At 49.3% G+C, this 22,105-nt stretch carries 23 protein-coding genes; 16 read left to right on the plus strand and 7 right to left on the minus strand.

Annotation, left to right across the window (positions count from 1 at the left end):
• Positions 1-111 precede the first annotated feature (111 nt).
• A complete protein-coding gene (locus tag HYW32_02605; GenBank protein ID MBI2589885.1) occupies positions 112-741 on the plus strand; it encodes a hypothetical protein in 630 nt (209 codons plus the stop codon).
• A gap of 5 nt (positions 742-746) precedes the next feature.
• The gene (locus HYW32_02610; GenBank protein ID MBI2589886.1) at positions 747-1,646 is read left to right on the plus strand and encodes a hypothetical protein; all 900 of its coding nucleotides are present in this window, start codon (positions 747-749) and stop codon (positions 1,644-1,646) included.
• A gap of 5 nt (positions 1,647-1,651) precedes the next feature.
• On the opposite strand, the gene HYW32_02615 is transcribed toward HYW32_02610, so the two are convergent.
• A complete protein-coding gene (locus HYW32_02615; GenBank protein ID MBI2589887.1) occupies positions 1,652-2,224 on the minus strand; it encodes an SIS domain-containing protein in 573 nt (190 codons plus the stop codon).
• On the minus strand, positions 2,221-3,276 hold the full coding sequence (locus HYW32_02620; GenBank protein MBI2589888.1) for an alcohol dehydrogenase catalytic domain-containing protein: 1,056 nt from the start codon (positions 3,274-3,276) through the stop codon (positions 2,221-2,223). Before HYW32_02620 ends, HYW32_02615 begins: the two co-directional genes overlap by 4 nt.
• Before the next feature lie 96 nt (positions 3,277-3,372).
• Between HYW32_02620 and HYW32_02625 the strand changes: the two genes are divergently transcribed.
• From HYW32_02625 to HYW32_02645, 5 genes are read left to right on the plus strand one after another with little or no spacing between them, the layout of a single operon-like run.
• The gene (locus HYW32_02625; protein MBI2589889.1) at positions 3,373-4,950 is read left to right on the plus strand and encodes a hypothetical protein; all 1,578 of its coding nucleotides are present in this window, start codon (positions 3,373-3,375) and stop codon (positions 4,948-4,950) included.
• A gap of 33 nt (positions 4,951-4,983) precedes the next feature.
• Positions 4,984-6,018, plus strand: a complete 1,035-nt coding sequence (locus HYW32_02630; protein ID MBI2589890.1) for a galactitol-1-phosphate 5-dehydrogenase — start codon at positions 4,984-4,986, stop codon at positions 6,016-6,018.
• Between the two features lie 38 nt (positions 6,019-6,056).
• Positions 6,057-6,749, plus strand: a complete 693-nt coding sequence (locus tag HYW32_02635; GenBank protein ID MBI2589891.1) for a glycosyltransferase family 2 protein — start codon at positions 6,057-6,059, stop codon at positions 6,747-6,749.
• 36 nt (positions 6,750-6,785) lie between these two features.
• Entirely contained in the window at positions 6,786-7,496 is a 711-nt protein-coding gene (locus HYW32_02640) for a glycosyltransferase family 2 protein (GenBank protein ID MBI2589892.1), read from the plus strand.
• A gap of 6 nt (positions 7,497-7,502) precedes the next feature.
• Positions 7,503-8,438 (plus strand): SDR family NAD(P)-dependent oxidoreductase, encoded by a 936-nt coding sequence (locus HYW32_02645; GenBank protein MBI2589893.1) that lies wholly within the window; start codon positions 7,503-7,505, stop codon positions 8,436-8,438.
• Here the strand turns inward: HYW32_02645 and HYW32_02650 are convergent.
• Positions 8,425-9,852, minus strand: coding sequence for a glycosyltransferase family 39 protein (locus HYW32_02650; GenBank protein ID MBI2589894.1), 1,428 nt, complete (start codon positions 9,850-9,852; stop codon positions 8,425-8,427). The genes HYW32_02645 and HYW32_02650 overlap by 14 nt on opposite strands.
• 102 nt (positions 9,853-9,954) lie before the next feature.
• On the opposite strand from HYW32_02650, the gene HYW32_02655 reads away from it, so the two are divergent.
• The 7 genes from HYW32_02655 to HYW32_02685 all read left to right on the plus strand — a co-directional run bounded on the left by HYW32_02655 (position 9,955) and on the right by HYW32_02685 (position 17,399).
• Complete coding sequence (locus tag HYW32_02655) at positions 9,955-10,725, plus strand: NTP transferase domain-containing protein (protein ID MBI2589895.1); 771 nt, start codon at positions 9,955-9,957, stop codon at positions 10,723-10,725.
• Positions 10,713-11,696: an NAD-dependent epimerase/dehydratase family protein gene (locus HYW32_02660; protein ID MBI2589896.1), complete on the plus strand. Its 984-nt coding sequence runs from the start codon at positions 10,713-10,715 to the stop codon at positions 11,694-11,696. Before HYW32_02655 ends, HYW32_02660 begins: the two co-directional genes overlap by 13 nt.
• A gap of 1 nt (position 11,697) precedes the next feature.
• Positions 11,698-12,996 carry a lipopolysaccharide biosynthesis protein RfbH gene (rfbH, locus tag HYW32_02665; GenBank protein MBI2589897.1) on the plus strand — a complete coding sequence of 433 codons (1,299 nt, stop codon included), beginning with the start codon at positions 11,698-11,700 and terminating at the stop codon, positions 12,994-12,996.
• On the plus strand, positions 12,993-13,940 hold the full coding sequence (locus HYW32_02670) for a glycosyltransferase (GenBank protein MBI2589898.1): 948 nt from the start codon (positions 12,993-12,995) through the stop codon (positions 13,938-13,940). The genes rfbH and HYW32_02670 overlap by 4 nt, the downstream gene beginning before the upstream one ends.
• A 77-nt stretch (positions 13,941-14,017) precedes the next feature.
• Positions 14,018-14,914, plus strand: a complete 897-nt coding sequence (locus HYW32_02675; GenBank protein ID MBI2589899.1) for an NAD(P)-dependent oxidoreductase — start codon at positions 14,018-14,020, stop codon at positions 14,912-14,914.
• On the plus strand, positions 14,914-16,728 hold the full coding sequence (locus HYW32_02680; GenBank protein MBI2589900.1) for a thiamine pyrophosphate-binding protein: 1,815 nt from the start codon (positions 14,914-14,916) through the stop codon (positions 16,726-16,728). The genes HYW32_02675 and HYW32_02680 overlap by 1 nt, the downstream gene beginning before the upstream one ends.
• Positions 16,729-16,778: 50 nt before the next feature.
• Complete coding sequence (locus HYW32_02685) at positions 16,779-17,399, plus strand: hypothetical protein (protein ID MBI2589901.1); 621 nt, start codon at positions 16,779-16,781, stop codon at positions 17,397-17,399.
• Here the strand turns inward: HYW32_02685 and HYW32_02690 are convergent.
• From HYW32_02690 to HYW32_02705, 4 genes are read right to left on the minus strand one after another with little or no spacing between them, the layout of a single operon-like run.
• A complete protein-coding gene (locus HYW32_02690) occupies positions 17,396-18,016 on the minus strand; it encodes a class I SAM-dependent methyltransferase (protein ID MBI2589902.1) in 621 nt (206 codons plus the stop codon). The two genes, HYW32_02685 and HYW32_02690, sit on opposite strands and share 4 nt — an antisense overlap.
• 54 nt (positions 18,017-18,070) lie before the next feature.
• Complete coding sequence (locus tag HYW32_02695) at positions 18,071-18,772, minus strand: hypothetical protein (protein ID MBI2589903.1); 702 nt, start codon at positions 18,770-18,772, stop codon at positions 18,071-18,073.
• Between the two features lie 22 nt (positions 18,773-18,794).
• Positions 18,795-19,859, minus strand: a complete 1,065-nt coding sequence (locus tag HYW32_02700; protein ID MBI2589904.1) for a glycosyltransferase family 4 protein — start codon at positions 19,857-19,859, stop codon at positions 18,795-18,797.
• Positions 19,856-20,761 (minus strand): glycosyltransferase family 4 protein, encoded by a 906-nt coding sequence (locus tag HYW32_02705; GenBank protein MBI2589905.1) that lies wholly within the window; start codon positions 20,759-20,761, stop codon positions 19,856-19,858. Before HYW32_02705 ends, HYW32_02700 begins: the two co-directional genes overlap by 4 nt.
• A gap of 98 nt (positions 20,762-20,859) precedes the next feature.
• Here HYW32_02705 and HYW32_02710 point away from each other — a divergent pair, with 98 nt between their 5' ends.
• Both HYW32_02710 and HYW32_02715 read left to right on the plus strand, forming a co-directional pair.
• Complete coding sequence (locus HYW32_02710) at positions 20,860-21,807, plus strand: glycosyltransferase family 2 protein (GenBank protein MBI2589906.1); 948 nt, start codon at positions 20,860-20,862, stop codon at positions 21,805-21,807.
• 15 nt (positions 21,808-21,822) lie between these two features.
• Positions 21,823-22,105: GDP-mannose 4,6-dehydratase (locus HYW32_02715; GenBank protein ID MBI2589907.1), on the plus strand; the 283-nt coding region annotated here is incomplete at its 3' end.

Genomic DNA, 22,105 nt, shown 5'->3' on the forward strand with positions numbered 1-22,105 from the left:
CCGGCATCCGCGCGGAAAAAGCCGACCCTTCCATCTTTGCGTCCGGCAGGCTCGTGGAAATCCTGCAGGCTGTGGATAAGCTTAAGTAAATTTTTTGCGTATCTTTGGAATATGATACTGCTCCCGAAGCTGAGGCTCGGCATAACCGTATCCTCGGGCCCTGAATTTATGGAAACGATTGGCAGGATGGGGGTCAAGAATGCTAGCATCACTTCATCTCTCCTTAATGCTGACAACGCCGGTGCCTACATGGAATATGCCAGAAAGGCCAATATCACAATCGAGGCTGTGCACACCGACGGCTCGGGCAACTGCGCGGAGCTGGCAGCGGCAGTCGGAGCGCAGGCGCTTTGCGTAGCATCGCCTGACACAGGCATTATCGGAACCGTTTCAGACGGAGCCAAGAAAGCAGGACTCAAGTATCTTATATGGGAGCCTTCAGGCATCGGCATAGAAGACTGCAGGCGCACGCTAGCCGAAATCAACAATTCATCGGCCGTGCCCGTGAAGCTCGCATTAAGCCTTGAATCACCGGACGTCATTGAAAGATGCATTGCTGTAGGGAAGAATGCGATGATAGTCATAAGGATGGAGGATAGCCTTCCCATGCTGGGAAAGGCCATCGACAGCCTGAGGACAGGCGGCTCAAAGGAAAACTTGGTATTGATTGACATGCCGAATGCCGACATCGACGGCGTAAAAGCCTGTGTGGAAAACTGCAGGAGCTTCATCAGGGAGTGATAATTATGACAAAAATAAAATTCGGCACAGACCTTGATTTCGCGACCAACCGCTGGCCGGAGCCGGAGGAATGGGCCCGCATACTGTCGGAGGAGCTCGGAGTCAGGCATGCGCAGTTCCGCTCCGACCTCATCCAGCCGCATTTTTCCGATGAAATAATAGAAGAGCAGGCATCCGGAGTGAGGGAGGCATGCAAAGAATATGACATCCGCCTGGAGCATGCGTTCACCAGCCAGCGATGGGCGTACTGCGGCCATCCCGACGGGAAGATAAGGCAGTACTGGCATTGGTGGCTGAAAAGGTATTCAGGCATAGCGGCAAAAGTCGGCGCGCGGAGCGCGGGCAGCCGCTTCGGCATATACAGCGTCAAGGATTTTTCCGGAAGAAGGGACTTCATTCTTGCAGAAATGGTGAAATTCTGGAAGCTCTGGGCCGCACATTCCAAGAATGAAGGTCTGGATTGCATAACATTCGAGAATCTCTCAATCCCTAGGGAGATTGCGGACACGATAGAAGGCACGAGGCGCCTGATGGAAATGACGAGGGGCTCTGAAATTCCCATCCTGCCATGCCTTGACACTGACCAGGGAAATACCATGTCCGGCAATCCAAAGGATGGCGACCCCTACGAATGGCTCAGGGAATTCGGCAAGGAATGCCCTATATTGCACCTGAAGCAGAGAATCAGGGGAAATGCCTCGTCGGGCAAGCCTTTCACACCGGAGAACAACAGGGACGGTATGATAATACCCGAGAAAGTCGTGGAAGCGCTGGAAGAATCGGGCGCCAGAGAAATCAACCTTTACCTGGAGCTTTCATTCCGCGAGCGCCTGCCGCAGGATAGCAACGTCATCCGCGACCTGAAGCAGTCGGTCGACTTCTGGAAGCCCTATGCTGACGAATAACCAAATCATTCCAGGTTCGCGTGGTATTTCCACAATTCGTGGCCGTGAACGCTTTTTCTGTTTTGTATGATGAGCGACAGGATGTCGCCGAATACGTGAAGTGATTGGTCAAACAGCGTGCTCATGGGCTGTATCGACTTCACTCCTTCCTGCATGTTGGTCTTTGTCGGGCATTTCAGGTGCACGCACAGGTCGGCCATGGATTTTATTGTCGACTGCTCGGCGGATGTAATGAGCCCTACCTTGGCGTTGTGCTTCTTTGCGATTTGTGATATTATGACAGGCACTTTGCTCTCGCCGGAGCCGCTCGCCACCACAAGAAGGTCTTTGCTGGTTATTGCCTTCTCGGTTATCGAGCCGACGACATGGCAATCTATACCTAAATGGCTGAGGCGCTTGGCCATGCACTGCAATGAGAGAAATACGCGGCCGACTGCTATGAAGAACACTTTCTCAGCCCGCAGTATCTCCTCGACAAAATTGTCAACCTCAGCTGTGTCAACTGTTTTAGTGACCTGGTATATTTCATCCAATACTGAAACAGTAAAACTGTGATATTCATGCTCCATATCAATCATGGCTCCACTACAACCTTCAGCCCTTCTCGGTTTTTTACCACATCAAACGCCTTCAGGATGTCGTCGAGCGGCATCCTGTGGGTTATGATGCTCTTGGTTTTTATTTTGCCTCTGGCAAGAATTTCCAAAGCCTTCGCGTGATGCTCCTTCGTTGACGAGAACGAGCCGCCTATTGCGAACTGCCTGTAGTGCATGTAGTTGTTCGAGAATGAAACGACGTCATCAGTGCCTTTGGGCACGCCGCCGAAAAGGTTCACGAAGCCGCCTTTCGCCACGGCCTGTGTGCAGGCGCGGTGCGCTTCAATGTCGCTGCATGCGGACACAACTATATCATAGCCCCTTCCGCCTGTCAGCTTTACAGCCTCTTCAACAAAGTCGTTGTTTTCATCATATATGTAATTGTCGGCGCCTGTCGGCCTTGACATACCAAGCCTCTTCTCGTTCTTGTCAACTATGACTGTATTTGAGGCGCCCATTACCTGCGCCAGATTGACCATAAGATTTCCTATAGGACCTGCTCCTATCACAAGAACGCTTTTCCCTTCTCTCATGCCGGCAAATTCCATGCCGTTATATACGCATGCAAGCGGCTCTGCGAATGACGCCTCTACAAAATCAAGGTTTTTTGGCATGAAATTAATCGGCCCGCGTTCCACCGCTTCCTTCTGTAAAAGCAGGTATTCAGCGAAGCCTCCGGGAACGGTCGAGCCTATGGAGATAACGTTCTGGCAAAGCATATCCAAACCTTTTCTACATTCATCGCAGTTCCTGCAAGGTATCTCGTTTCCCATGGCCAGCCTGTCGCCGACTCTGAAATTTTCCACGTTCTTTCCCGTCTCAACAACAGTGCCGGCGATTTCATGCCCCATCACGAAAGGAAATTTCTTTATCCTGTCGCCGTGTTCGAAAAACCTAAGGTCAGAACCACACACTCCGCAAGCGCCAACTTTAAGGAGTATCTCACCTTCTTTCGGGGAAGGTGTTTCGACAACGCCGACTCTCATATTTTTAGGGCTCTCAAGAATGGCGGCTTTCATTTTGTTATCTATCATAAAAACGTATTAAATGTAATTATGATGCTTTCATAATTGTCCTATTGAAATCGTTTTAAAAGCATTTTCGTTTTACTAGGTAATAGTGCTTGTTATATGAAGATAATAATTCCGATGGCCAGAAAAAACACGGAATTTAAGCTGGAAGGGATGGAAGAAGTAAAGCATCTGATAGACATAGACGGAAAGAGCATGATAGAGCACATATGCAGCATGTTTCCGCCGGATAGCGATTTTATATTTTTGTGCAGGAAAGAGTATCTCGAGAATTCCGGCATGGAAGACCATCTTAAAAAAATAGCAAAAAATCATGTCACTATATCCGTGGAGAAATACACGCGTGGCCCGGTGGAAACCGTGCTGCTCGCCGATGCTCATGTGAAAGATGATGATGAAGTAATAATAGTCCATTCGGATGCATTCGAAGACTGGGACTTCGAAATGTTTATGAAGGAAATACGGAACAGAAAAGCACACGGCGCCCTTTCCACTTTTATAGGATTTCATCCGACACACCTGAATGGCGTGCGCTACGCCTCCATATCCATAGACGACAACGGGTATGTCACGGGCATAAAGGAGAAGGAGCTCATTACCAAGAGCTATATAGAAAATTATACTTCTGCGGGCTCTTATTACTTCTCCGGATGGGGTTTGTTCAAGAAATATGCAAAAAAGATGCTGGAAGACAACGAGAACACGGTATTCTACATAAGCCTTGTATACAATGAGATGATAAATGACGGGCTCAGGGTAATACCGTTCGAAGTCAGAAACTTGATATATTGGGGAGAGCCGCAAAACCTGAAGGAATATATTTTCTGGTCGGAGTACTTCGCGTCCCTGATGCAGCCCGAGAAAAAAAGGCACCTGCATGATGTCGTGAACCTGATACCTTCCGCCGGTAGGGGGAAGAGGTTTTCAGACGCAGGCTACAAGATTCCCAAACCATTGATAGAGGTTCTCGGAGAGCATATGATAGTCAAATGCGGCAAATCCCTGCCAAAAACTACAAAATACATCTTTGTGTGCCTCGGGGAGCATGTAGAAAAGTTCGGGCTCGGCAAAATCCTTGAGGAGAGCTTTCCGGACTGCGATATCGTGCCGGTCGGTGACTACACGGATGGCATGGCCCGCTCGTGCCTGATGGCCAAGGACCTTCTGGACGGGAACAAGCCGGTGTTCGTTTCCTCCTGCGACTACAGCTTCGTATATGACGACGAGAAGCTGAAGAACCTGATTGAAAAAGAGAACCCGGACGCCCTGGTATGGACGTTCAGGGGGTATCCGGACGCCAGGATAGCCCCGGCATCGTACGCCTACATGATTGTGGAGAACGGCCGCGTCAGGAGGATATCGGAAAAGGTTCCTATAAGCAAAGAGCCGCACAAGGATCCGATAGTCCAGGGTGTTTTCTATTTCAGGTCCGCCAAACTCCTGCTGGATTGCATAAACGAGATGATAGAAAAGAACATAACAGTCAATGGCGAATTCTACGTCGGAACCGCCATAAACCAGCTCATAGAGAAAGGGATGAAGGTCATGCCGTTCGAGCTGGAAAAATACATATGCTGGGGCACGCCGCACGACCTGCTCGTATTCCAGTTCTGGGAGAATTACTTCGCAAGCAATCCGGGCCACCCATATAAAAAATTGTACCAAAACCGGAATTAAGGCCCTCTGTTGAAATTAACTAAAAGTGATGATATGGAATTGATGGATGCAGTTGTCGTTGAGGATATAGGAAATGTCGTATGCAAAAAAATACCATTCCCTCAATGCGGCGACAATGACGTTATTGTACGCACCGAGAGGTCAGGCATCTGCAGCACGGATGTCGTGAGGTCGATGAAGACCGGCTTCTACCATTATCCTATAGTTCCCGGACACGAGTTCTGCGGCGTGGTAGTCCAGAAAGGGAAGAACGTCATAAATGCCGTGATAGATGAGCGTGTCGTTGTCTACCCCCTCATACCATGCAAGAAATGCGTGTCCTGTACAAAGGGGGATTTCAATCTCTGCGAAAAATATGATTTTCTCGGCTCGCGGTGCAACGGGGGACATGAGGAGTATGTAAAGTGCCCTGCGGAGAATCTGATAAAAATACCGGATGGCGTCGGCTTCGACGAGGCATCCATGACGGAGCCTGCATCGGTCGGCCTCCATGCAAACAGGGTTTCCGGCAAGGGTGAAAATGTTGTAATCATGGGCCTGGGGCCTATAGGCTTTTTCACGGCCCAGTGGGCAAAGATATTCGGCGCCAAGAAAGTGATAGCGGTTGACAGGAATAAGCACAGGTTTGACATAGGCAAAAAGGTCGGGATTGACGAATTCATAAATTCAAAGGAAGTCAGTATTTCCCAGGCAGTAAAGGATTTGACGGGAGGCATGGGCGCGGATATCGTCTTCGAATGCTCGGGGGCGGAGGACCTGCAGAAGGAGTCTATTGCTGCCGCGGCAAAGCACGGAAAAGTCGTGATATTAGGAAATCCGCTGAAAGACCTTATTGTAAGCAAGGAATACTATTCGATGATACTTCGCCGGGAACTCAGCGTGATGGGCTCATGGAGTTCCCTCATCTCGACAAAGGAATGGGACGAGTCGCTGAAGCACATGAAAACGGGCGGGATAAAGGCGGCTCCCGTCATAACACACGACTTCCGCATAAGCGATGCCAAGACCGTTATAGAGGACATGTACAGCAAAAAGTTCGAGTTCTCCAAAGTTGTCTTCAGAATGTAGCATGAGTTTAAAAATCATAGCATCAATAATTTTCTTAAATGACAAAGCTTTCCGTCATACTCCCGTGCTACAACGAAGGGGAGAACATACCGCTCATTCTAGAGAGATATTCGAAGGTTGCGAAGAGTGTGCCGATGGAGCTCGTCCTGGTTGACAACGGCTCTGCGGACAATACAAGAGATGTGCTCGGGAAGGCGCTCCCGAAATACAAGTTCGCCCGCTCCGTAAGGGTGAAAAAGAACATAGGGTACGGCTTCGGCGTCCTTTCGGGCCTCAGAGCCGCCCGGAGCATATATCTGGCGTTCTCCCATGCCGACATGCAGTGCGACCCCCGGGACATAGAGAAGGGGTGGAGAATCCTAATGTCATCCGGCTCGCCGGAAAGGACGCTGGTGAAGGGCAACCGCGAGGGGAGGGCGAACTTCTTCACGTCATGCTTCCATGCAGCATCCTCTGCCGTCCTTATGAAGCATTTTGACGACGTCAACGGCCAGCCGAAGCTCTTTCATAAAGACCTTCTCGGGATGATGAAGAAGCCGCCTAACGGGTTTTCGCTGGACCTTTATGTCCAGTACATCGCCCTCAGGAACGGGTTTGCCGTCAGGAGCTTCCCGGTGAAATTCAGGAGGAGGCTTCACGGGAAGTCCAGCTGGGCGACTGGCATACGCTCAAGAACGAAGACGATAGCCGGAATGTCCGCATACATACTGAAGCTCAGGGCGGGGCTTTAACTGCAGATTTAAGAACCGTGTTAAGATAGTGTCTTTATGTCCATCCCAGAGCTTTCCATTGTCATTCCGTTTTACAACGAGCAGGACAACGCGAAAACAGTTCTAACCGGCCTCGAAAATGCCCTGAAAGGGGTGGATTACGAAGTAATAGCCGTCGACAACGGCTCCACTGACAACACGGCATCCGTGCTCCGCGGGATGAAGAACAGCAGGATAAGAATCGTGACAGTGGAGAAAAACATAGGCTTCGGCTATGGCATCAGGATGGGGCTGGAATCCGCGAAAGGCGTCCATCTCGGGTATATGTGGGGGGACAACCAGATTTCCGCCGGCATCGTTGCTGATATCTACAGGAAGCTCAGCAAAGAGGGCCTGGATTTGTGCAAGATAAGGCGCACCGCAAGGGATTACGGGTTTTTCAGGAAGCTGGAATCCGCCGCATACAACAGGGTATTCCTTGCGCTGTTTTTCGGGAAGATAAGCAACGACATAAACGGGAGCCCAAAGATAATGAAGAGGGCGCTCTACGAAAGGCTGGAACTTGTGTCGGATGATTGGTTCATCGACACGGAGCTCATGGTGAAGGTGAAGCTCCTTGGCGGCAGGGTTGGCGAAGTAAAGGCTGCCTACAACAGGAGAAGCAAAGGAAAGTCCAAAGTAAAGTTCTACGTCATGCTGGAATTCCTTTCGAACATTCTAAGATTCAGGTTCGGCGGGCTCAAGAAATTTAAAGACTCTGTAGACTAGTCAAGAATGTCATCGCTCGGCGGCGCCAATGTTCTCATAACAGGCGGAAACGGCTTCATAGGCTCGCATCTTGTGAAAAGGCTTGCCGGCGAAGGCGCCGCTGTTCATGTTCTTTCCAGAAGCGATGAAAATATCAGGGGTATGGAAAATGTCATATTCCATAAAGCCGACATCAGGGATTACGAGGTCGTCAAAAACGCCGTAAACGAGGCGGAGCCGGAAAAAATCTTCCATCTCGCGGCCATAGTGAATGTCAGCAGGGAAATGAAGGACATGAAGCCCGTGATGGAAACGAAAATAAACGGGACGCTGAACCTGCTGAATGCCCTTGACGGCACCGATTACGACTGCTTTATCAACACTGGAACGTGCGAGGAATACGGCTCCAATCCACCGCCCTTCAGGGAGGACATGCCGCCAAGGCCGATATCCCACTATTCGGCCGCCAATGCATCGGTGACTTCCATATGCAGGATGCTGTACGAGACGAACGGCCTGCCGATTCTTACTCTGCGGCAGTTCACATGCTACGGACCTGGCCAGAAGACTGGAATGCTGATACCCTATGTCATAAGCTCCGCATTGTCCGGAGACGACATCAGGCTGACGAAGGGAGAGCAGAAAAGGGATTTCAACTACGTGGATGACGCCGTCGAATCTTTCATGAAGGCCTCGTCAGAGAAGCGTGCCATAGGTGAGGTGATAAACGTAGGAACCGGTGAGAGCCGGAGAATAATGGATGTCGTGGCGTCGATACTTTCCATTACAAAGAGTTCCGCGAAGCCGCTGTTCGGGGCCGTTCCGTACAGGAAGCCTGAGATATGGGAAATAAGGGCCAACATCACGAAGGCGGAGCGCATTCTGGGATGGAAACCTGTAACCGGCATGGAAGACGGGCTGAAAAAGACCGTAGAATGGTACAGGAAATCTATTCCTTCGTGAGCACGTCAAAGGGCCCGAACGAGACCCTTTTCCGGTATTCGCTCTCCAGATATTTGTATGTTATGGGATTGAAATATCTCGACTGCTGTGTGTTGTCCACCACGGCTGTCTTTACGCTGCTTGAGCGCAATATCTCCACGGTCCTTGCCTGCTCCATGTCGTTCACGTGCTCCTTGTAGGGATAAAGGTAATACATACCGGGCGGGGGGTCCCTGTCAGAGAGGTGATATATGGTGGGGTTGTATCCGAACACATAGAGCATCTCCCCTTCTTCCATGGCATTCTTCAGGTAAGACGACACGTCCTCCATATGCGTGTAGTAATCCGACGACACGCTATGCAGCCTGTAGACGCTGTATGAATTGAGCCCCAGCGAAAATGCAAATATCAAAGCTATCGGGAAGATGACGAGTATTTTTGTGTATAATCCGTCTATCTTAGCCTGCATTGCCCTCTGAACCATCCTTGCAGACAGGACTGAAAGCGGTATTGCCATAAGGCTCATGTACTTGAGAACAGCAACGAACGGGTAAGACGTTACAGCGAGCATGATGACGAAAAACATGTCGCTGCCCATGTCCCTTTTCCTGTCCAGAAGGAAAGCTATGAAAAATGCTGCGGCAAGGAAAAGGATCGGCGACATGACGGAGAAGTTGTACAGGGTTTCCAGCGACATGAATTTGGACGGCTCGCTCAGCCACGTATCATCCTTTCTTATGTTAAGCGCCTCCGAGGTGGTCCAGTTGAGCATCTCGGCGAAGGCCCCCATGAGAATGAAATGCGCTGCAACAATGATGAGCGGTATAAGCAAGGAGGCAGCCATGAGCGCTGCCGGCTTTATTCTGGCGGCTATGTTTTTTCTCTCGATGGCAAAACATATGAAATAGAACAGAACAAGCATCACGGCCGTCTGTTTCGAAAGCAGGGCCAGGCCGGCAAGCATTCCGGATGCGGCTATGTATTTTGCTTTCCTCTCTCCGGTGAAAAAGAACAGGGATGCGACGGAAAACAGTATCATAAGCCTGTCCCCGTTGACAGCATATCCGAAAAACGAGGGCATCGTGAATATGAAAAGGAATATTGACGCCGCCGCCAGAGCCGTTCTATTGCCGTACATCCTTGCAGCTGTCATGTATATCATCAAGGCGGCGGCCGCATTCATGGAGATTGCCAGCAGCCTTATGAGCTGCAGAATCTGGCCTGAATAGGCTAAAACGGAAAAGACATAGTAGTTGAGCGGAGGTTTTACGTCAGTTGAATAATCCTTGTAAGGGGCATAGCCTTCGAGCATTTTTTCGGAAGTGAAGATATAGTTGCTTTCGTCCGGGGTAAACCCTATATTCAGGTATATCGAGCTGTTTACAAGGATGTATGCAGCAACGACAATCCATATCTCCTTGCCCCTCAGGTCCATTCTAGAAACTTCACTTCAACGCTTAAAAAATGCCGTCGTTGCATTAGGACATATTTTGAACCAATTTTTGCATATTAAAAGGGTTTTTACGTATCTGATAAAATGGACGTTGTAATACTCTGCGGAGGCCGCGGAACACGGCTTGCTGAAAAGACTTCTGTGATGCCGAAGCCGCTAGTCCCGATAGGGGACAGACCAATATTGTGGCATATAATGAAGATGTATTCCCACTACGGCTACAAGAGGTTCGTTCTCCCGCTGGGTTATATGGGACATGAGATAAAGAGGTTCTTCGTAGAATATCCGTGGATAAGCGGAGACTTCGAGCTTGATATGCATTCCGTGTCGGTGCCGAAGCCAAGGGAAGACTGGTCTGTGGCGCTTGTCGACACCGGAGTCGACTCGAAGACGCAGAAAAGACTGCATCTGGTGAAGGAGCACATAAAAACCGACAGGTTCATGCTAACGTACGGGGATGGTGTCGCCGACATAGACATCGGAGACTTGGTCAGAAGGCATGAATACCTGAAAAAAACTTACGGTGTCATGGGAACGGTAACCCTCCACACCCCGAAGTCGAAGTTCGGCGTGGTCGACATAGAAAAAGACCTTGCCACGGCATTCAGGGAAAAGCCAGATGCCGACAAGTTCGTGAATATAGGATTCATGGTCCTTGAAAAAGGCGTCTTTGACCATATGGACGGCTCGGATGTGATGCTTGAAACATCGCTGCTGCCGAAGCTGGCGGCTGAAGGCAGGATAGGATTTTATCATCATCAAAATTTCTGGGGTTGTATGGACACCTACGGGGACTACATGCACCTGAACGAGATGTGGAAAAACGAAAGGCCGTGGAAGGTATGGAAGGACTAGATTTCTGGAAGGGTAAAAAAGTGCTTGTAACGGGAGCCACCGGGTTCATAGGCTCCCATATAGCTTCGGCTCTGTGCAGAACAGCTGATGTCACGGTGCTGGAAAGGGATAGAACAAAGAATTCTTTTCTCGCTCTGTCGGGAAACATGGAACACGTCAACATAGCGAGGGGCGAGCTTGAAAGCATGGATACCGTGATGCGCGTCCTTGCCGAGTACGAGATAGACACTGTCTTCCATATAGGCGCCCAGCCGATAGTGGAAATATCCAAAATAGAGCCCAGGAAGACCTTCGAATCAAACATAGAAGGGACATGGAACGTGCTGGAAGCCTGCCGCCTCGTTTCGTACGAAAGCAGGAAGCTCCGGAGGATAGTCGTTGCATCAAGCGACAAGTCATACGGCAGCCAGGCGCCGCCTTACACCGAGGACATGCCTCTCGGGGGCGGGTCCCCATACGACGTGTCGAAGGCGTGCGCAGACCTCATATCTCAGTCATACAGGAAAAACTACGCCCTGCCGATATGCATCTCCCGCCTGGGAAACGTTTTCGGCCCGGGCGACACCAACTTCAGCCGCATCGTGCCGGGAACGATAAAGTCTATAATCGAAGGCGGCGACGTGGAAATAAGAAGCGACGGCTCGCTGGTCAGGGAATATTTCTTTGTGAAGGATGCCGTCTCCGCTTACCTGACGCTTGCAGAGAACATGCACAGGAAAGATGTACTGGGCGAAGCCTTCAATTTCAGCAGCGGCGAAAAAATGTCAGTTCTTGACGTGGTGAAAAGGATTTCGGACTTCATGGGATACAAGGGGCAGCCGAAAATACTCAACTCGGCAAGGAACGAGATACAGACGCAGTTCCTGTCAACTGAAAAGGCAAGGCACATCCTAGGATGGTCGCCTTCGTTCTCATTTTCCGGCGCTTTGCCGGAAACCGTGGAATGGTACAAGGCACTCCTGGGTGGTTAACATGGAGAAAGAACTCAGGGAGGAAATAAGGAAGAAGGTTGCAGAATACTACAATGAAGTCCTGACGAAAAAACAGAGTCACAAGATACCTGCGTCAGGAAAAGTCTTTGACGAGAAAGAAATGGTGAATGCCGTTGACGCCGTTCTGGACGGCGTGTGGACTCACGGAAGGTTTGCTGTTGCATTTGAAAAGGCTATATCGTCGTTTCTTGGCGCAAAGCACTGCGTCATAACAAATTCAGGCTCATCGGCCAATCTTCTCGCGGCCTCTGTCCTGTTCTCCCATGAGGTGGAAAACCGCATCAGGAAGGGGGATGAAATAATCACGGCCGCGGCCGGTTTCCCGACGACGGCAAATCCTGTAATACAAAATGGCGGCATTCCGGTATTTGTCGACATAAAGGAAGATACATACAACATAGACGAAAGTCTTGTGGAAGATGCCATAACCGACAAAACTAAAGCCATAATGACGGCACATACCCTGGGAAATCCTTTCAACCTGGATAAAATCATGTCCATATGCAAAAAACATGGCCTGTTTCTTATAGAGGACTGCTGCGATGCCCTGGGCTCAAAATACAGGGGTAAATACGTGTCAACGTTCGGCGACTTGGCGACTTTCAGCTTTTATCCGGCCCATCATATAACAATGGGTGAGGGAGGGGCGGTTGTCATGAACTCCGACATCCTTGAGAAGTGCGCCGAATCCATAAGGGACTGGGGAAGGGACTGCTGGTGCATGCCTGGCGTGGACAACACGTGCGGAAAGCGCTTCTCCTGGAAGCTCGGCGGGCTTCCAGAAGGATATGACCACAAATATACGTATTCCAGGCTCGGATACAACCTCAAGGCGACTGATATGCAGGCTGCCATAGGCCTTGCCCAGCTAGGCAAGCTCCCTTCGTTCATCGAGGCCAGGAAAAGGAATTCTGGCGCTCTCAGGTCGGCGCTTTCCGAGTTCGACTGCCTTGCATTCGCTGAAAGCGAGCCTGGCGCGGAGCCGTCATGGTTCGGGTTCATCATAAGGCTGAAAGAGGGTTGCGGCTTCAGCAGGGAGCAGCTGACAGGCTTCTTGGAAAAAAACGGGATAGTGACGCGGCTCGTATTCGCCGGAAACCTGACAAAACAGCCATATTTATTCAGCGGAAACATTGATTACAGAATCTCCGGAAGCCTGGAAAAGTCTGACATCGCAATGAAGAACACATTCTGGATAGGCGTCTGGCCCGGTATTACCGAACATGACATAAGCTATATATATGAGACGTTCAGGAAATTTATGGGTGGTGCAAGATGAAGCCTCTCGTGAGCATATGCATACCGAATTACAATGGAGAAAAATACATAAGGCATGCCATAGAGAGCGCCCTAGCGCAGACATATCGCAGGACGGAAATCATCGTAGTGGACAATGCTTCCACCGACGGCTCGTGGAATATAATAAAATCCTTCAGAAGGATAAAAAAATTCAGGCATAAGGCCAACATGGGGTACGACAGGAACCTCAACGCATGCATAGAGCTTGCGAAAGGAAAATACGTGAAGGTTCTGCATTCCGACGACCTGCTGGAAAAGGATGCCGTGAAAATGCAGGTGGAAGCGATGGAAAGCGCGCCGACAGCCGGCTTCGTATACAGCCCGGTGAAGCTGATTGATGAAAATGGGGATTTCATCGGGAATTTCTCCGCCGGAGACGCCGCCCTCGTGGTGCCTGGAAAGCAGAAACTGGCCGAGCTCCTCAACGGCAACCATATAATGTTCCCTTCTGTCATGATAAGGGCCGAATGCCTCAGGAAGGTCGGTTTGTTTGACGGCGAAATCCCTTATTGCAACGACTGGGACATGTGGCTCAGGATATCCATGAAATATGACGTCGCGTACATCAGCAGTGTTTCCGCATCATACAGGGTATACAGCCAGAGCGGCGGCACCGTCAGATACGAAACTTCAGATATTTCAGGCTTCCAGATGTACAGGTGCCTGACAAAGACCCTCTCCGCGATAAGCGACGAATCTATCCTGAAAAACGGTAGGAGGTACTACAAGAATCTTGCAATGGAGCAGATATCAAGGGGACTTTCCCTGATAAAGACTGGGAGAAAATCCCACGGGAGGAGATACGTCCTGGCAGCTTCTTCTATCCATGACGGCTTCCTGTTCAGGCTGTCCGTCTACGCCATATATCTTCTGACCTATGCAGGCATGAGCGGAATCATTCTCAGGCTTGGAAAAATCAAGTAGGACATTATTCGAAACTCCTGTATACATTCATAAATTTATTTAAGCACTGTTATGTTACTAAAAACTTCGGTGTAAATATGCGTATACTCGTGACTGGCGGAAGCGGATTCGTAGGCAGAAATGTGGTGGAACATTTCGGAAGAAAGCACGAAGTTCTGGCACCCACGCACAAAGAGCTGGATCTTCTTGAGGAAAACAAGGTAAGGGATTTCTTCAGGCAGAACGAAATAGACGCCGTAATCCACACGGCAATCAAGCCGGGTAACAGGAATACAAAAGAGACTTCCAACCGGTTTTACAGCAACGTCAGGATGTTCTTCAACATAATGCGCAATTCCGACAGGTTCGGCAAGATGATATTCGCAAGTTCAGGCGCCATTTATGACATGAGATATCCGATACTGAAAGTGACGGAGGATTTCGCCGGCGAACGCGTCCCGGCCGATGACCTGGGCTTTTCCAAGTATATAATATCAAAACACATCGACCACTTGCCAAACGTGACGGAGCTCAGGATTTTCGGCGTTTTCGGGAAGCATGAAGACTATGAAATAAGGTTTATTTCAAATGCAATTTGCAGGGCGCTTCTTGGCTTGCCGATAGCAATAAAGCAGAACAGGGTTTTCAGCTATGTTTATATCAGCGACCTGATGAAAGTGATGGAACATTTCATTAAAAAAGACGGCGAATACAGCTCATACAATGTCACGGACGGGCTCCCTATGGAGCTTTTGGCCATAGCGAAAAAGGTATCCGATATAACGGGAAGGGATGCAGGCATAAATATAAAGTATGAAGGCATGGGAATTGAGTACAGCGGAAACAATTCGCGCCTGGTGAAAGAAACCGGCATAGGATTCATAAAAATCGGCGATGCAATAAAGAACCTTGTTGAATGGTATGAGGAAAACATAGGCCGGATAGACAGGGACCTGCTGCTCATGGATGAAAAGAACAGGTGGGAACAGATATGATGATATTATCCGACTACATTATGAAAAGGCTTGTCGAGTACGGGGTCAGGCATATTTTTACTGTAACTGGCGGCGGCGCCATGTACCTTAACGATGCCATGCAAAAATGCAAGGAAATAGAATACGTGTGCAACCACCACGAACAGGCGTGCGCTATGGCAGCAGAAGGTTACTCGCGGGCATGCGAAAAGATGGCAGTCGTCCAGGTGACGACTGGCCCAGGAGGCACCAATGCAATTACCGGGGTCTTGGGCCAGTGGACGGACTCCGTTCCTGTGCTGTATATCTCCGGCCAGGTGAAGCTGGAGACTTCTGTCGAGTCATGCCCGGATATAGGACTGAGGCAGCTCGGCGACCAGGAAGCAAGGATAGTGAACATAGTGAAGCCTATAACAAAATTTGCAGCCGTCGTGAAGGACCCCAAGGACGTCAGGAAACTCCTTGAGAAGGCGATATACATCTGCACGCACGGCAGGCCCGGACCCGTATGGCTTGACATACCGACAAATGTGCAGGGCGCGCTGATAGACGAAACAAAGCTTGTGGGGTATGACGAGAAGGAAGATGAGATGAAGTTCGATGCAGGCATCCTTAAGGAAAGCGTGAAGAAAGTCGTTGAGCTTATTAAGGCGTCCAAAAGGCCGGTAATCATAGCCGGCCGCGGGATAAGGATTTCAGGCTCGCACGATATCTTCATGGAAATCGCAGAGAATCTTGGAATCCCGGTCTTGTCCACGCATAACGGTTACGACATAATATATACCGAGCATCCTCTGTCGGTAGGGAGGATAGGTATATACGGCGACAGGCCGGGAAACTTTGCACTGCAGAATTCCGATTTATTGATATCAATAGGCTCCAGAAACAACGTGAAGCAGGTGAGCTACAACTGGAAATGCTTCGCAAGGGCCGCGAAAAAGGTTTTTGTTGACATAGACAAATCCGAGCTGGAGAAGCCTACGATAAGCCCTGATATTGCAATACATTCGGACGCCAGAGATTTTCTTCTGGAGCTCAAATCTCAGCTGGAGAAGGAAAAAATGCCTTCTTTCTCCGGATGGCTTATGTGGTGCATCGAAAGGAAAAGGCGCTACCCTGTTGTGCTTCCCGAATACAAGAAGCCGGGGAAGTTCGTCAACCCGTATTATTTCAACCAGAAGGTTACGGAATGCCTGAAAGAAGGCGATATAATAGTGACCGGCGTCGGCACGTCATTCTTTGCTGTCTATCAGTCGGCGATAGTGAAGAAAAATCAGAGGTTCATATGGAACACCGGATGCTCGGCTATGGGATACGACCTGCCGGCCGCCATAGGCGCATGCGTCGCGAGCGGAAAAGAAAAAGATATAGTATGCCTTGCAGGCGATGGAAGCATACAGCTGAACATCCAGGAGTTGCAGACAATTTCGTTCCACAAGATGCCGGTAAAGATTTTCGTCTACAACAACAACGGATACGTTTCCATGAGGCAGACGCAGGAGAATTTCTTTGACAAGAGGTACATAGGATGTGACAAGGACTCCGGTGTGGGCTTCCCTGACATCAGAAAAGTGGCATCTGCATACAACATACCGTCTGAATTGATAAAAAGCCATGAAGATATGGGAGGGAAAATAATGAAAGTTCTGGAGCACAGGGGCCCGATTATATGTGAGGTTATAATGGACCCAAACTGCAGGTTCCTGCCGAAAATAACGTCAAGAAAGTCAGGCGGCAAGTTCGTTTCGAGCCCTCTGGAAGACATGTTCCCCTTCCTGGAGCGCGAGGAGCTCAAGGACAACATGCTCATACCCATGTGGGAAGAAGGCGAATAGGACATTTTTCAAATAATAAAATCAGGCTTAAATAATATGCCAATTTACTTATGAAAATGTTTGATGTATCCGACAGGGTCATTACGGAAACAAGAAGACTTTTCACTTATAAGCCAGGGCTTGTCGTAACAGGCGGCAATTTCCTATATGCAATGGCACAAGTTCCTGAAGGATTTGAAGCCTCGGGTATGCGGCATGAATATCGGATAATAAGACAGATGAGAGAAGATGGTTCGCCTCTTTCTTACATGCCGTATTCAGAAGTCTTCGGTATCGGGAATAGCGGCCCACAAGCAAGGCTCATGCTATCCACAAGGCTTCGCGTTCCTCGCGGCCAAGACCCGGAGAAATACGAAACCCGCGGCGGAAGAAGATACTGGAGAAGGGTGCTTGTTGAGGGGGACAACGAAATGGATGCGATGGTTCCTGAAAGCGGCGCTGTCTATCAATTCGGCAGGGAGTCGTGTCTCCCAGAAGTCACCGGACCACCCGCAGAAAGTTTGTATCCGTTTTCAGTAAGATTTGAGTTCAGGCCGCTTAAACATGATTCAGTTCTTGTGATAAAAAGCGCCGAACAAGACACAGACAAAGGCCTTGTAATAGAAGCGACAAGAAGCACTCGCCACAAGCATGATGACAACTCGGTGCGGCTTGTAAGAGATTTAGTCTAGATTTTTCTGCATTTCACTATATAGCCTTCGCAGAAGAAACTGTTCTTGAATGGCATCTCGAACCTAAAGAATGGAATCATGGGCCTGTGGTAATGCACTTCTTCTATCTCAAACATGCCGTGAATGAGCTTCTTGAGATACCACAGGAAAATTGGCGTGACATGAACTTTCTTTCCGGGTTCGCCGGCAAAGAAGCCGTGGAAGCCGCCTGTCGCGAGAAAATAAAGCTTCTGGTACCAGTTGTTCGGGTTCGGGGTTGAAATTATGGCTTTCCCGCCTTTCCTGAGCACCCTGTGAAACTCCTTTATAGCGGTGTACGGGCTGTCAAGGTGCTCCAGGTTCTCTATTGAAAATACGAAGTCGAATGAATTGTCATTGAAAGGTATTTTCTCGTTTAGGTTTGCTTTCTTGAATTCTACGCCATCGGCAGAGAATTTTTCCTTCTCTATGTCTGTTCCGTGAAGGTTCTTGTATCCCATCTTCCGCAGCTCATTGAGGAGCGCGCCCTCGCCGCAACCTGCATCTAATATAGCTGCTTTTCTTGGTATGCCGTCTTTCAGGAAAATATTCATGACCCTTTCATGAAGTTTCGGTGTGGCGATGGGCTTCGGTTCCATGCTGGCAATTTATTTTCGGATTCCTTTTATAGGCATGCAGAACGGACAGAATAATTATACCTCTAGTATTTCATACTCATGGGGATTCGTAATTCTTGGTCTGGAGCCGACCCGGTCAATTCCGGGTTCATAATCATGCCTGAAGTCCAGATGGATATTGAACCTGCCGTGCCCGCTTGAAGGAAAACTACGCCCCGCATAGTAATGCGCTTCGTACCTGTCGTGGCGAAAATAGTGCAACAAATAGTCTCTTGTGAGGCCCCTTTTCTCCAGTCTTTTCATGGCCTCTTCCATGCTACCAACTGTTTCAAATGGCACTGTAGTTCTAGGATAGAAAGGATTCCATTCGCCATTCTGCACCGTGCAGTCGTCGTTCGGGACAGCCCAGCCGTTTGGCGGCGCCAATACCGTTTCTTCGCCCTGAAAATCCGTTTCTGCATTGTGGATGTAGGCAAGATGCAGCCTGCCGCTGCCGTCGGTTCCTCTGCCACCCTCCACCACCATATCCCTCAATATTTCATACCAATATCCCATTTCCGCATGCCGCTGCTCATCAGCCCTCTGTACCGGGTTGTCAAAACCATTGTAGGAGTGGGCTGTCCACAGGTCATTTCCGTTGGTGCCAGCCTGGCAGAATACATCCCTGTACGGCTTGGCGAAGCCTGTGATGTAATTTGCTATTTTCAGGCGATGATGAGGAATAGAAACAGCCTGAAATTTCATATCTTGTAATAATAAAAAATCTTTATAAAACACCTGAAAAACTTTGACATTTGTCCTATGCAACAGATTTGTAAATCTCGTATATTTTCTTCGAAACTACATCGTCCCTGAACTGCCTTGTATGTTTTACGGCATTTTTTCCGGCGGATTTCCTTTTCCTGTCGTCGTCAACCAGAAACTCTATTTCCTTCTTCATCCCGTCCCAGTCGCCGTAATCCACAAGGACGCCTCCTTCGCCCACGGTTTCCGGCACGGCACCCACTCTTGTCGACACTACAGGCGTGCCGCACATTCCCGCCTCGGCGAGCACATATCCGAACGACTCGTATTTCGTCGGCGACACCAGTATGTCCATGGAATTCAGGTGTGAAGCTATGTTATTTGGAGAAAGTTCTTTGTGGAATTTGAACCTGCCGCTCTTTCTTATCTCATTCTCTAGCTCGCCGAACCCTATGAAAACAAATTCAATATCTTTCCTCTCATTCTGTATCTTGCCGAAAATCTCGGCCGCTACCAAAGCCCCTTTCCACGGAAGCATGGGACCTATGAAACCTATGCGTATTTTTCCGCTTTCCTTCCTGTCAGGATAGAATGTTCTGCTGTCGACCGGCGGCGGCACGACATCGAAGTTCCCTTTCACATACCTGGAAAGCCTTGTCCTCTCGTCTTCGTTAAAGGCCAGCGTCTTTTTTGAGAATTTCAGTAGAGACCATCCCTGAAAAATCCCGTATTGCCAGGAAAGCATCCTCTTTCCTGTGGTGTAAATAGGAGGATGGAAGGCCGGGGTGAAAATATGCGGGCTCTTCATCCTTATAGATGACACGAAGCCGGCCGTTGCCGGAAAGTATCCGTAATGAAAGGAATGTATTATATCAGGCCTGGATTTGGGCTCCGTCAGCATCTTTCTGGCGAAAAGAAAGCTTTTCATTCCGGCTTCAAATCTTTTCACGCTTATGTTGCCCGTCTTCTCCGAAGTTTTCTGGGGGCCGGAAACTATGGAGCAGACATCTATCTCGTCGCCTTTTTCGGCCATGTTTCTAGCCAGGAAATATGCGGCATTGGATATGCCGAATTTGGAGTGGCCGAGGCTGAACATTGTGGTGAACATCGATACTTTCATTTCATCGCCGCCTCGAGGAAAATATCGGAATAAAGCTTTGCCTGGTTCTTCCAGTCATGTCTTTTCGCGACCATGGCAGCATCTTCGCCTTTCACGTTATACACGCCTTTCCTGACGGGGAATATCTCCAGGTTGGACTCCCTGCTGGCGATTATGTTCAGGCCGCATGCAGCCGCTTCCATGGGCACAAGCGGATGCCCCTCGAATTTCGAAAAAAACAGCAGCGTGCCGGCAGACCTATACACATCGGGCATATCCTCATATCTAACCATGCCGAGATATCGGACTCCGGCAGAGTCCTGTCCTTCAACGCCGACTATTGTTATCTCGCCTTTATGGCTCTTGGCGTATTCTATTGCGTCATCAAGTCCTTTCAGTGCCGGATTGTCGCCGACCCATATAAATCCCCTGCCTCTTTTTCCGGGACTGAAAACTCCGGTGTCAACGCCGTTATGCACCACTGTTATCTTCTTCGGCTCTATCCCGTATTCCTGGATTATCTGGCTTTTGACGCTGTTGGAAACCGCTATTATGCAGTCCGATTTCCTCAATATCCTTCCCTGGAAGAACATTGCCATTCCGGACTTTATTTTATCCGTTGCTGTGCGCGGGGGCGATACCTTGTAGTAGTTTTTCCACAGTCCGTGGCATGTATACACCGTCTTTTTCATGAAAGGCCGGAAGGTGCAGAAATATCCGTGGGTGTCGTGGATATTTACGACGTCGCATCCGCTTGCTGCAACCCTGAGCGGTGCCGCCAGCATCAATATAATATTTTTCACGGCGTTCCTCGAGCCGGAAACCGTATGTCCCCTGGCGTATCTCCTTATGTTTCTCACGACGTTCGGCGTGCCGCCATTGTACCTGTCCGGGTCGGAATCAAGAACGTAGCAGACCTGCATTTTATACACTATTGAACATAGTCATTTAAACCAAAATTTAGTAGAACAGTCTTGGAAAGAATTGCGGCTTTAAAGCCGTAGTATCATACTCTTTGCAGATGAAAAGGAAGAAAATCAGCGTCGTCATAACAACGTACAACAGGGCGCCGCAGCTTCTCAAATGCGTGGATTCGGTCATCGGCCAGGATTACCCCAGCAGCATGTATGAAATAATAGTCGTGAACGACTGCTCTACAGACAGCACGAAAAGCGTGATGGGTGGTATTTCGAAGGTCCATAAAAATATTCGCATATTGTCGCACAGCAAAAATAAGGGCGAGGCCGGCGCCCGCAATACAGGAATAAAGGCCGCCCGGGGCAATATAATAGCGTTTATTGATGACGACTGCATTGCAGGGAAGGGATGGCTTTCTTCCATAAACCATGCGTTCGTCGATGGCGTCGATGGCGTCGAGGGAATTACCGTAACGAAGGGGGGAAAAGGACCTTTTGACAACTACGTCGAGAATCTTCACGGCGGCAAATACATGACATGCAACATGTCGTACAGGGCGCCTCTCATAAAGAAAATAGGATGCGACGGACGCCTTCGGCATGCGAACAGGGTGGACAGCGACCTTGCATTTTCCGTGATTGAAAGTGGCGGGAAGCTCGTTTTCAGCAGAGAAGCTTCCGTGGAGCATTCAATAACGCGCGGCTCCTTTCGCTCAAAGCTGCGCAGAAAGAAGTTCTTCATGAACGACGCCCTGCTCTATAAGAAGCATCCTGCCCTGTACAAAAAAGACATAAAATTTCCGTTCGAGAAATTCACGCCGTTTTACATATTCCTTGCCGCAGCCTCGCTCATAAATCCTCTTTTCCTCGCGGGGCTTTTTTTGGCGGCAGCGATTGAGCTCATTGACAGGAGATGGCACGCTGGTCCTGTGGACTTCGTTAAATTCGCCGTTCTCCAGTCCATAGGTTCCTTTGTAATAATAGCCTCCGTTCTGTACGGGTGCTGGAAATACGGCTCTTCTCCAAGAATCCTCCTCCCTTTTAAATCTTGACTTTATATGAAATACATGCGCGCCTTAATAACAGGCATCAGCGGCTTTGTAGGCTCACATCTGGCCGAGCACCTAATAGAAAACGGGGTTGAAGTATTCGGCAGCATAAGGTGGAGGAGCAGGCTGGACAACATAGTGCATATAAAAGACCGTATAAAGCTCATAGAAACGGATATGAGGGATTCGCACAGCGTTGTCGGTCTCATAAAGGACACGGAGCCTGATTTGATATTTCATCTGGCTGCACAGTCTTTCGTTCCGACAAGCTGGAACGCGCCGCAGGACACGATATACACCA

It is taken from the genome of Candidatus Berkelbacteria bacterium (assembly GCA_016187225.1).
GTDB lineage: Bacteria > Patescibacteriota > UBA1384 > JACPKC01 > JACPKC01 > JACPKC01.

Coding starts and splice junctions, on each gene's coding strand:
- rfbH (MBI2589897.1), top strand. CDS start 11,698: ATGGAGAAAGAACTCAGGGAGGAAATAAGGAAGAAGGTTGCAGAATAC.
- HYW32_02675 (MBI2589899.1), top strand. CDS start 14,018: ATGCGTATACTCGTGACTGGCGGAAGCGGATTCGTAGGCAGAAATGTG.
- HYW32_02635 (MBI2589891.1), top strand. CDS start 6,057: ATGACAAAGCTTTCCGTCATACTCCCGTGCTACAACGAAGGGGAGAAC.
- HYW32_02700 (MBI2589904.1), bottom strand. CDS start 19,859: ATGAAAGTATCGATGTTCACCACAATGTTCAGCCTCGGCCACTCCAAA.
- HYW32_02680 (MBI2589900.1), top strand. CDS start 14,914: ATGATATTATCCGACTACATTATGAAAAGGCTTGTCGAGTACGGGGTC.
- HYW32_02615 (MBI2589887.1), bottom strand. CDS start 2,224: ATGATTGATATGGAGCATGAATATCACAGTTTTACTGTTTCAGTATTG.
- HYW32_02670 (MBI2589898.1), top strand. CDS start 12,993: ATGAAGCCTCTCGTGAGCATATGCATACCGAATTACAATGGAGAAAAA.
- HYW32_02660 (MBI2589896.1), top strand. CDS start 10,713: ATGGAAGGACTAGATTTCTGGAAGGGTAAAAAAGTGCTTGTAACGGGA.
- HYW32_02705 (MBI2589905.1), bottom strand. CDS start 20,761: ATGCAGGTCTGCTACGTTCTTGATTCCGACCCGGACAGGTACAATGGC.
- HYW32_02625 (MBI2589889.1), top strand. CDS start 3,373: ATGAAGATAATAATTCCGATGGCCAGAAAAAACACGGAATTTAAGCTG.
- HYW32_02685 (MBI2589901.1), top strand. CDS start 16,779: ATGAAAATGTTTGATGTATCCGACAGGGTCATTACGGAAACAAGAAGA.
- HYW32_02650 (MBI2589894.1), bottom strand. CDS start 9,852: ATGGACCTGAGGGGCAAGGAGATATGGATTGTCGTTGCTGCATACATC.
- HYW32_02645 (MBI2589893.1), top strand. CDS start 7,503: ATGTCATCGCTCGGCGGCGCCAATGTTCTCATAACAGGCGGAAACGGC.
- HYW32_02710 (MBI2589906.1), top strand. CDS start 20,860: ATGAAAAGGAAGAAAATCAGCGTCGTCATAACAACGTACAACAGGGCG.
- HYW32_02610 (MBI2589886.1), top strand. CDS start 747: ATGACAAAAATAAAATTCGGCACAGACCTTGATTTCGCGACCAACCGC.
- HYW32_02620 (MBI2589888.1), bottom strand. CDS start 3,276: ATGATAGATAACAAAATGAAAGCCGCCATTCTTGAGAGCCCTAAAAAT.
- HYW32_02690 (MBI2589902.1), bottom strand. CDS start 18,016: ATGGAACCGAAGCCCATCGCCACACCGAAACTTCATGAAAGGGTCATG.
- HYW32_02630 (MBI2589890.1), top strand. CDS start 4,984: ATGGAATTGATGGATGCAGTTGTCGTTGAGGATATAGGAAATGTCGTA.
- HYW32_02605 (MBI2589885.1), top strand. CDS start 112: ATGATACTGCTCCCGAAGCTGAGGCTCGGCATAACCGTATCCTCGGGC.
- HYW32_02640 (MBI2589892.1), top strand. CDS start 6,786: ATGTCCATCCCAGAGCTTTCCATTGTCATTCCGTTTTACAACGAGCAG.
- HYW32_02655 (MBI2589895.1), top strand. CDS start 9,955: ATGGACGTTGTAATACTCTGCGGAGGCCGCGGAACACGGCTTGCTGAA.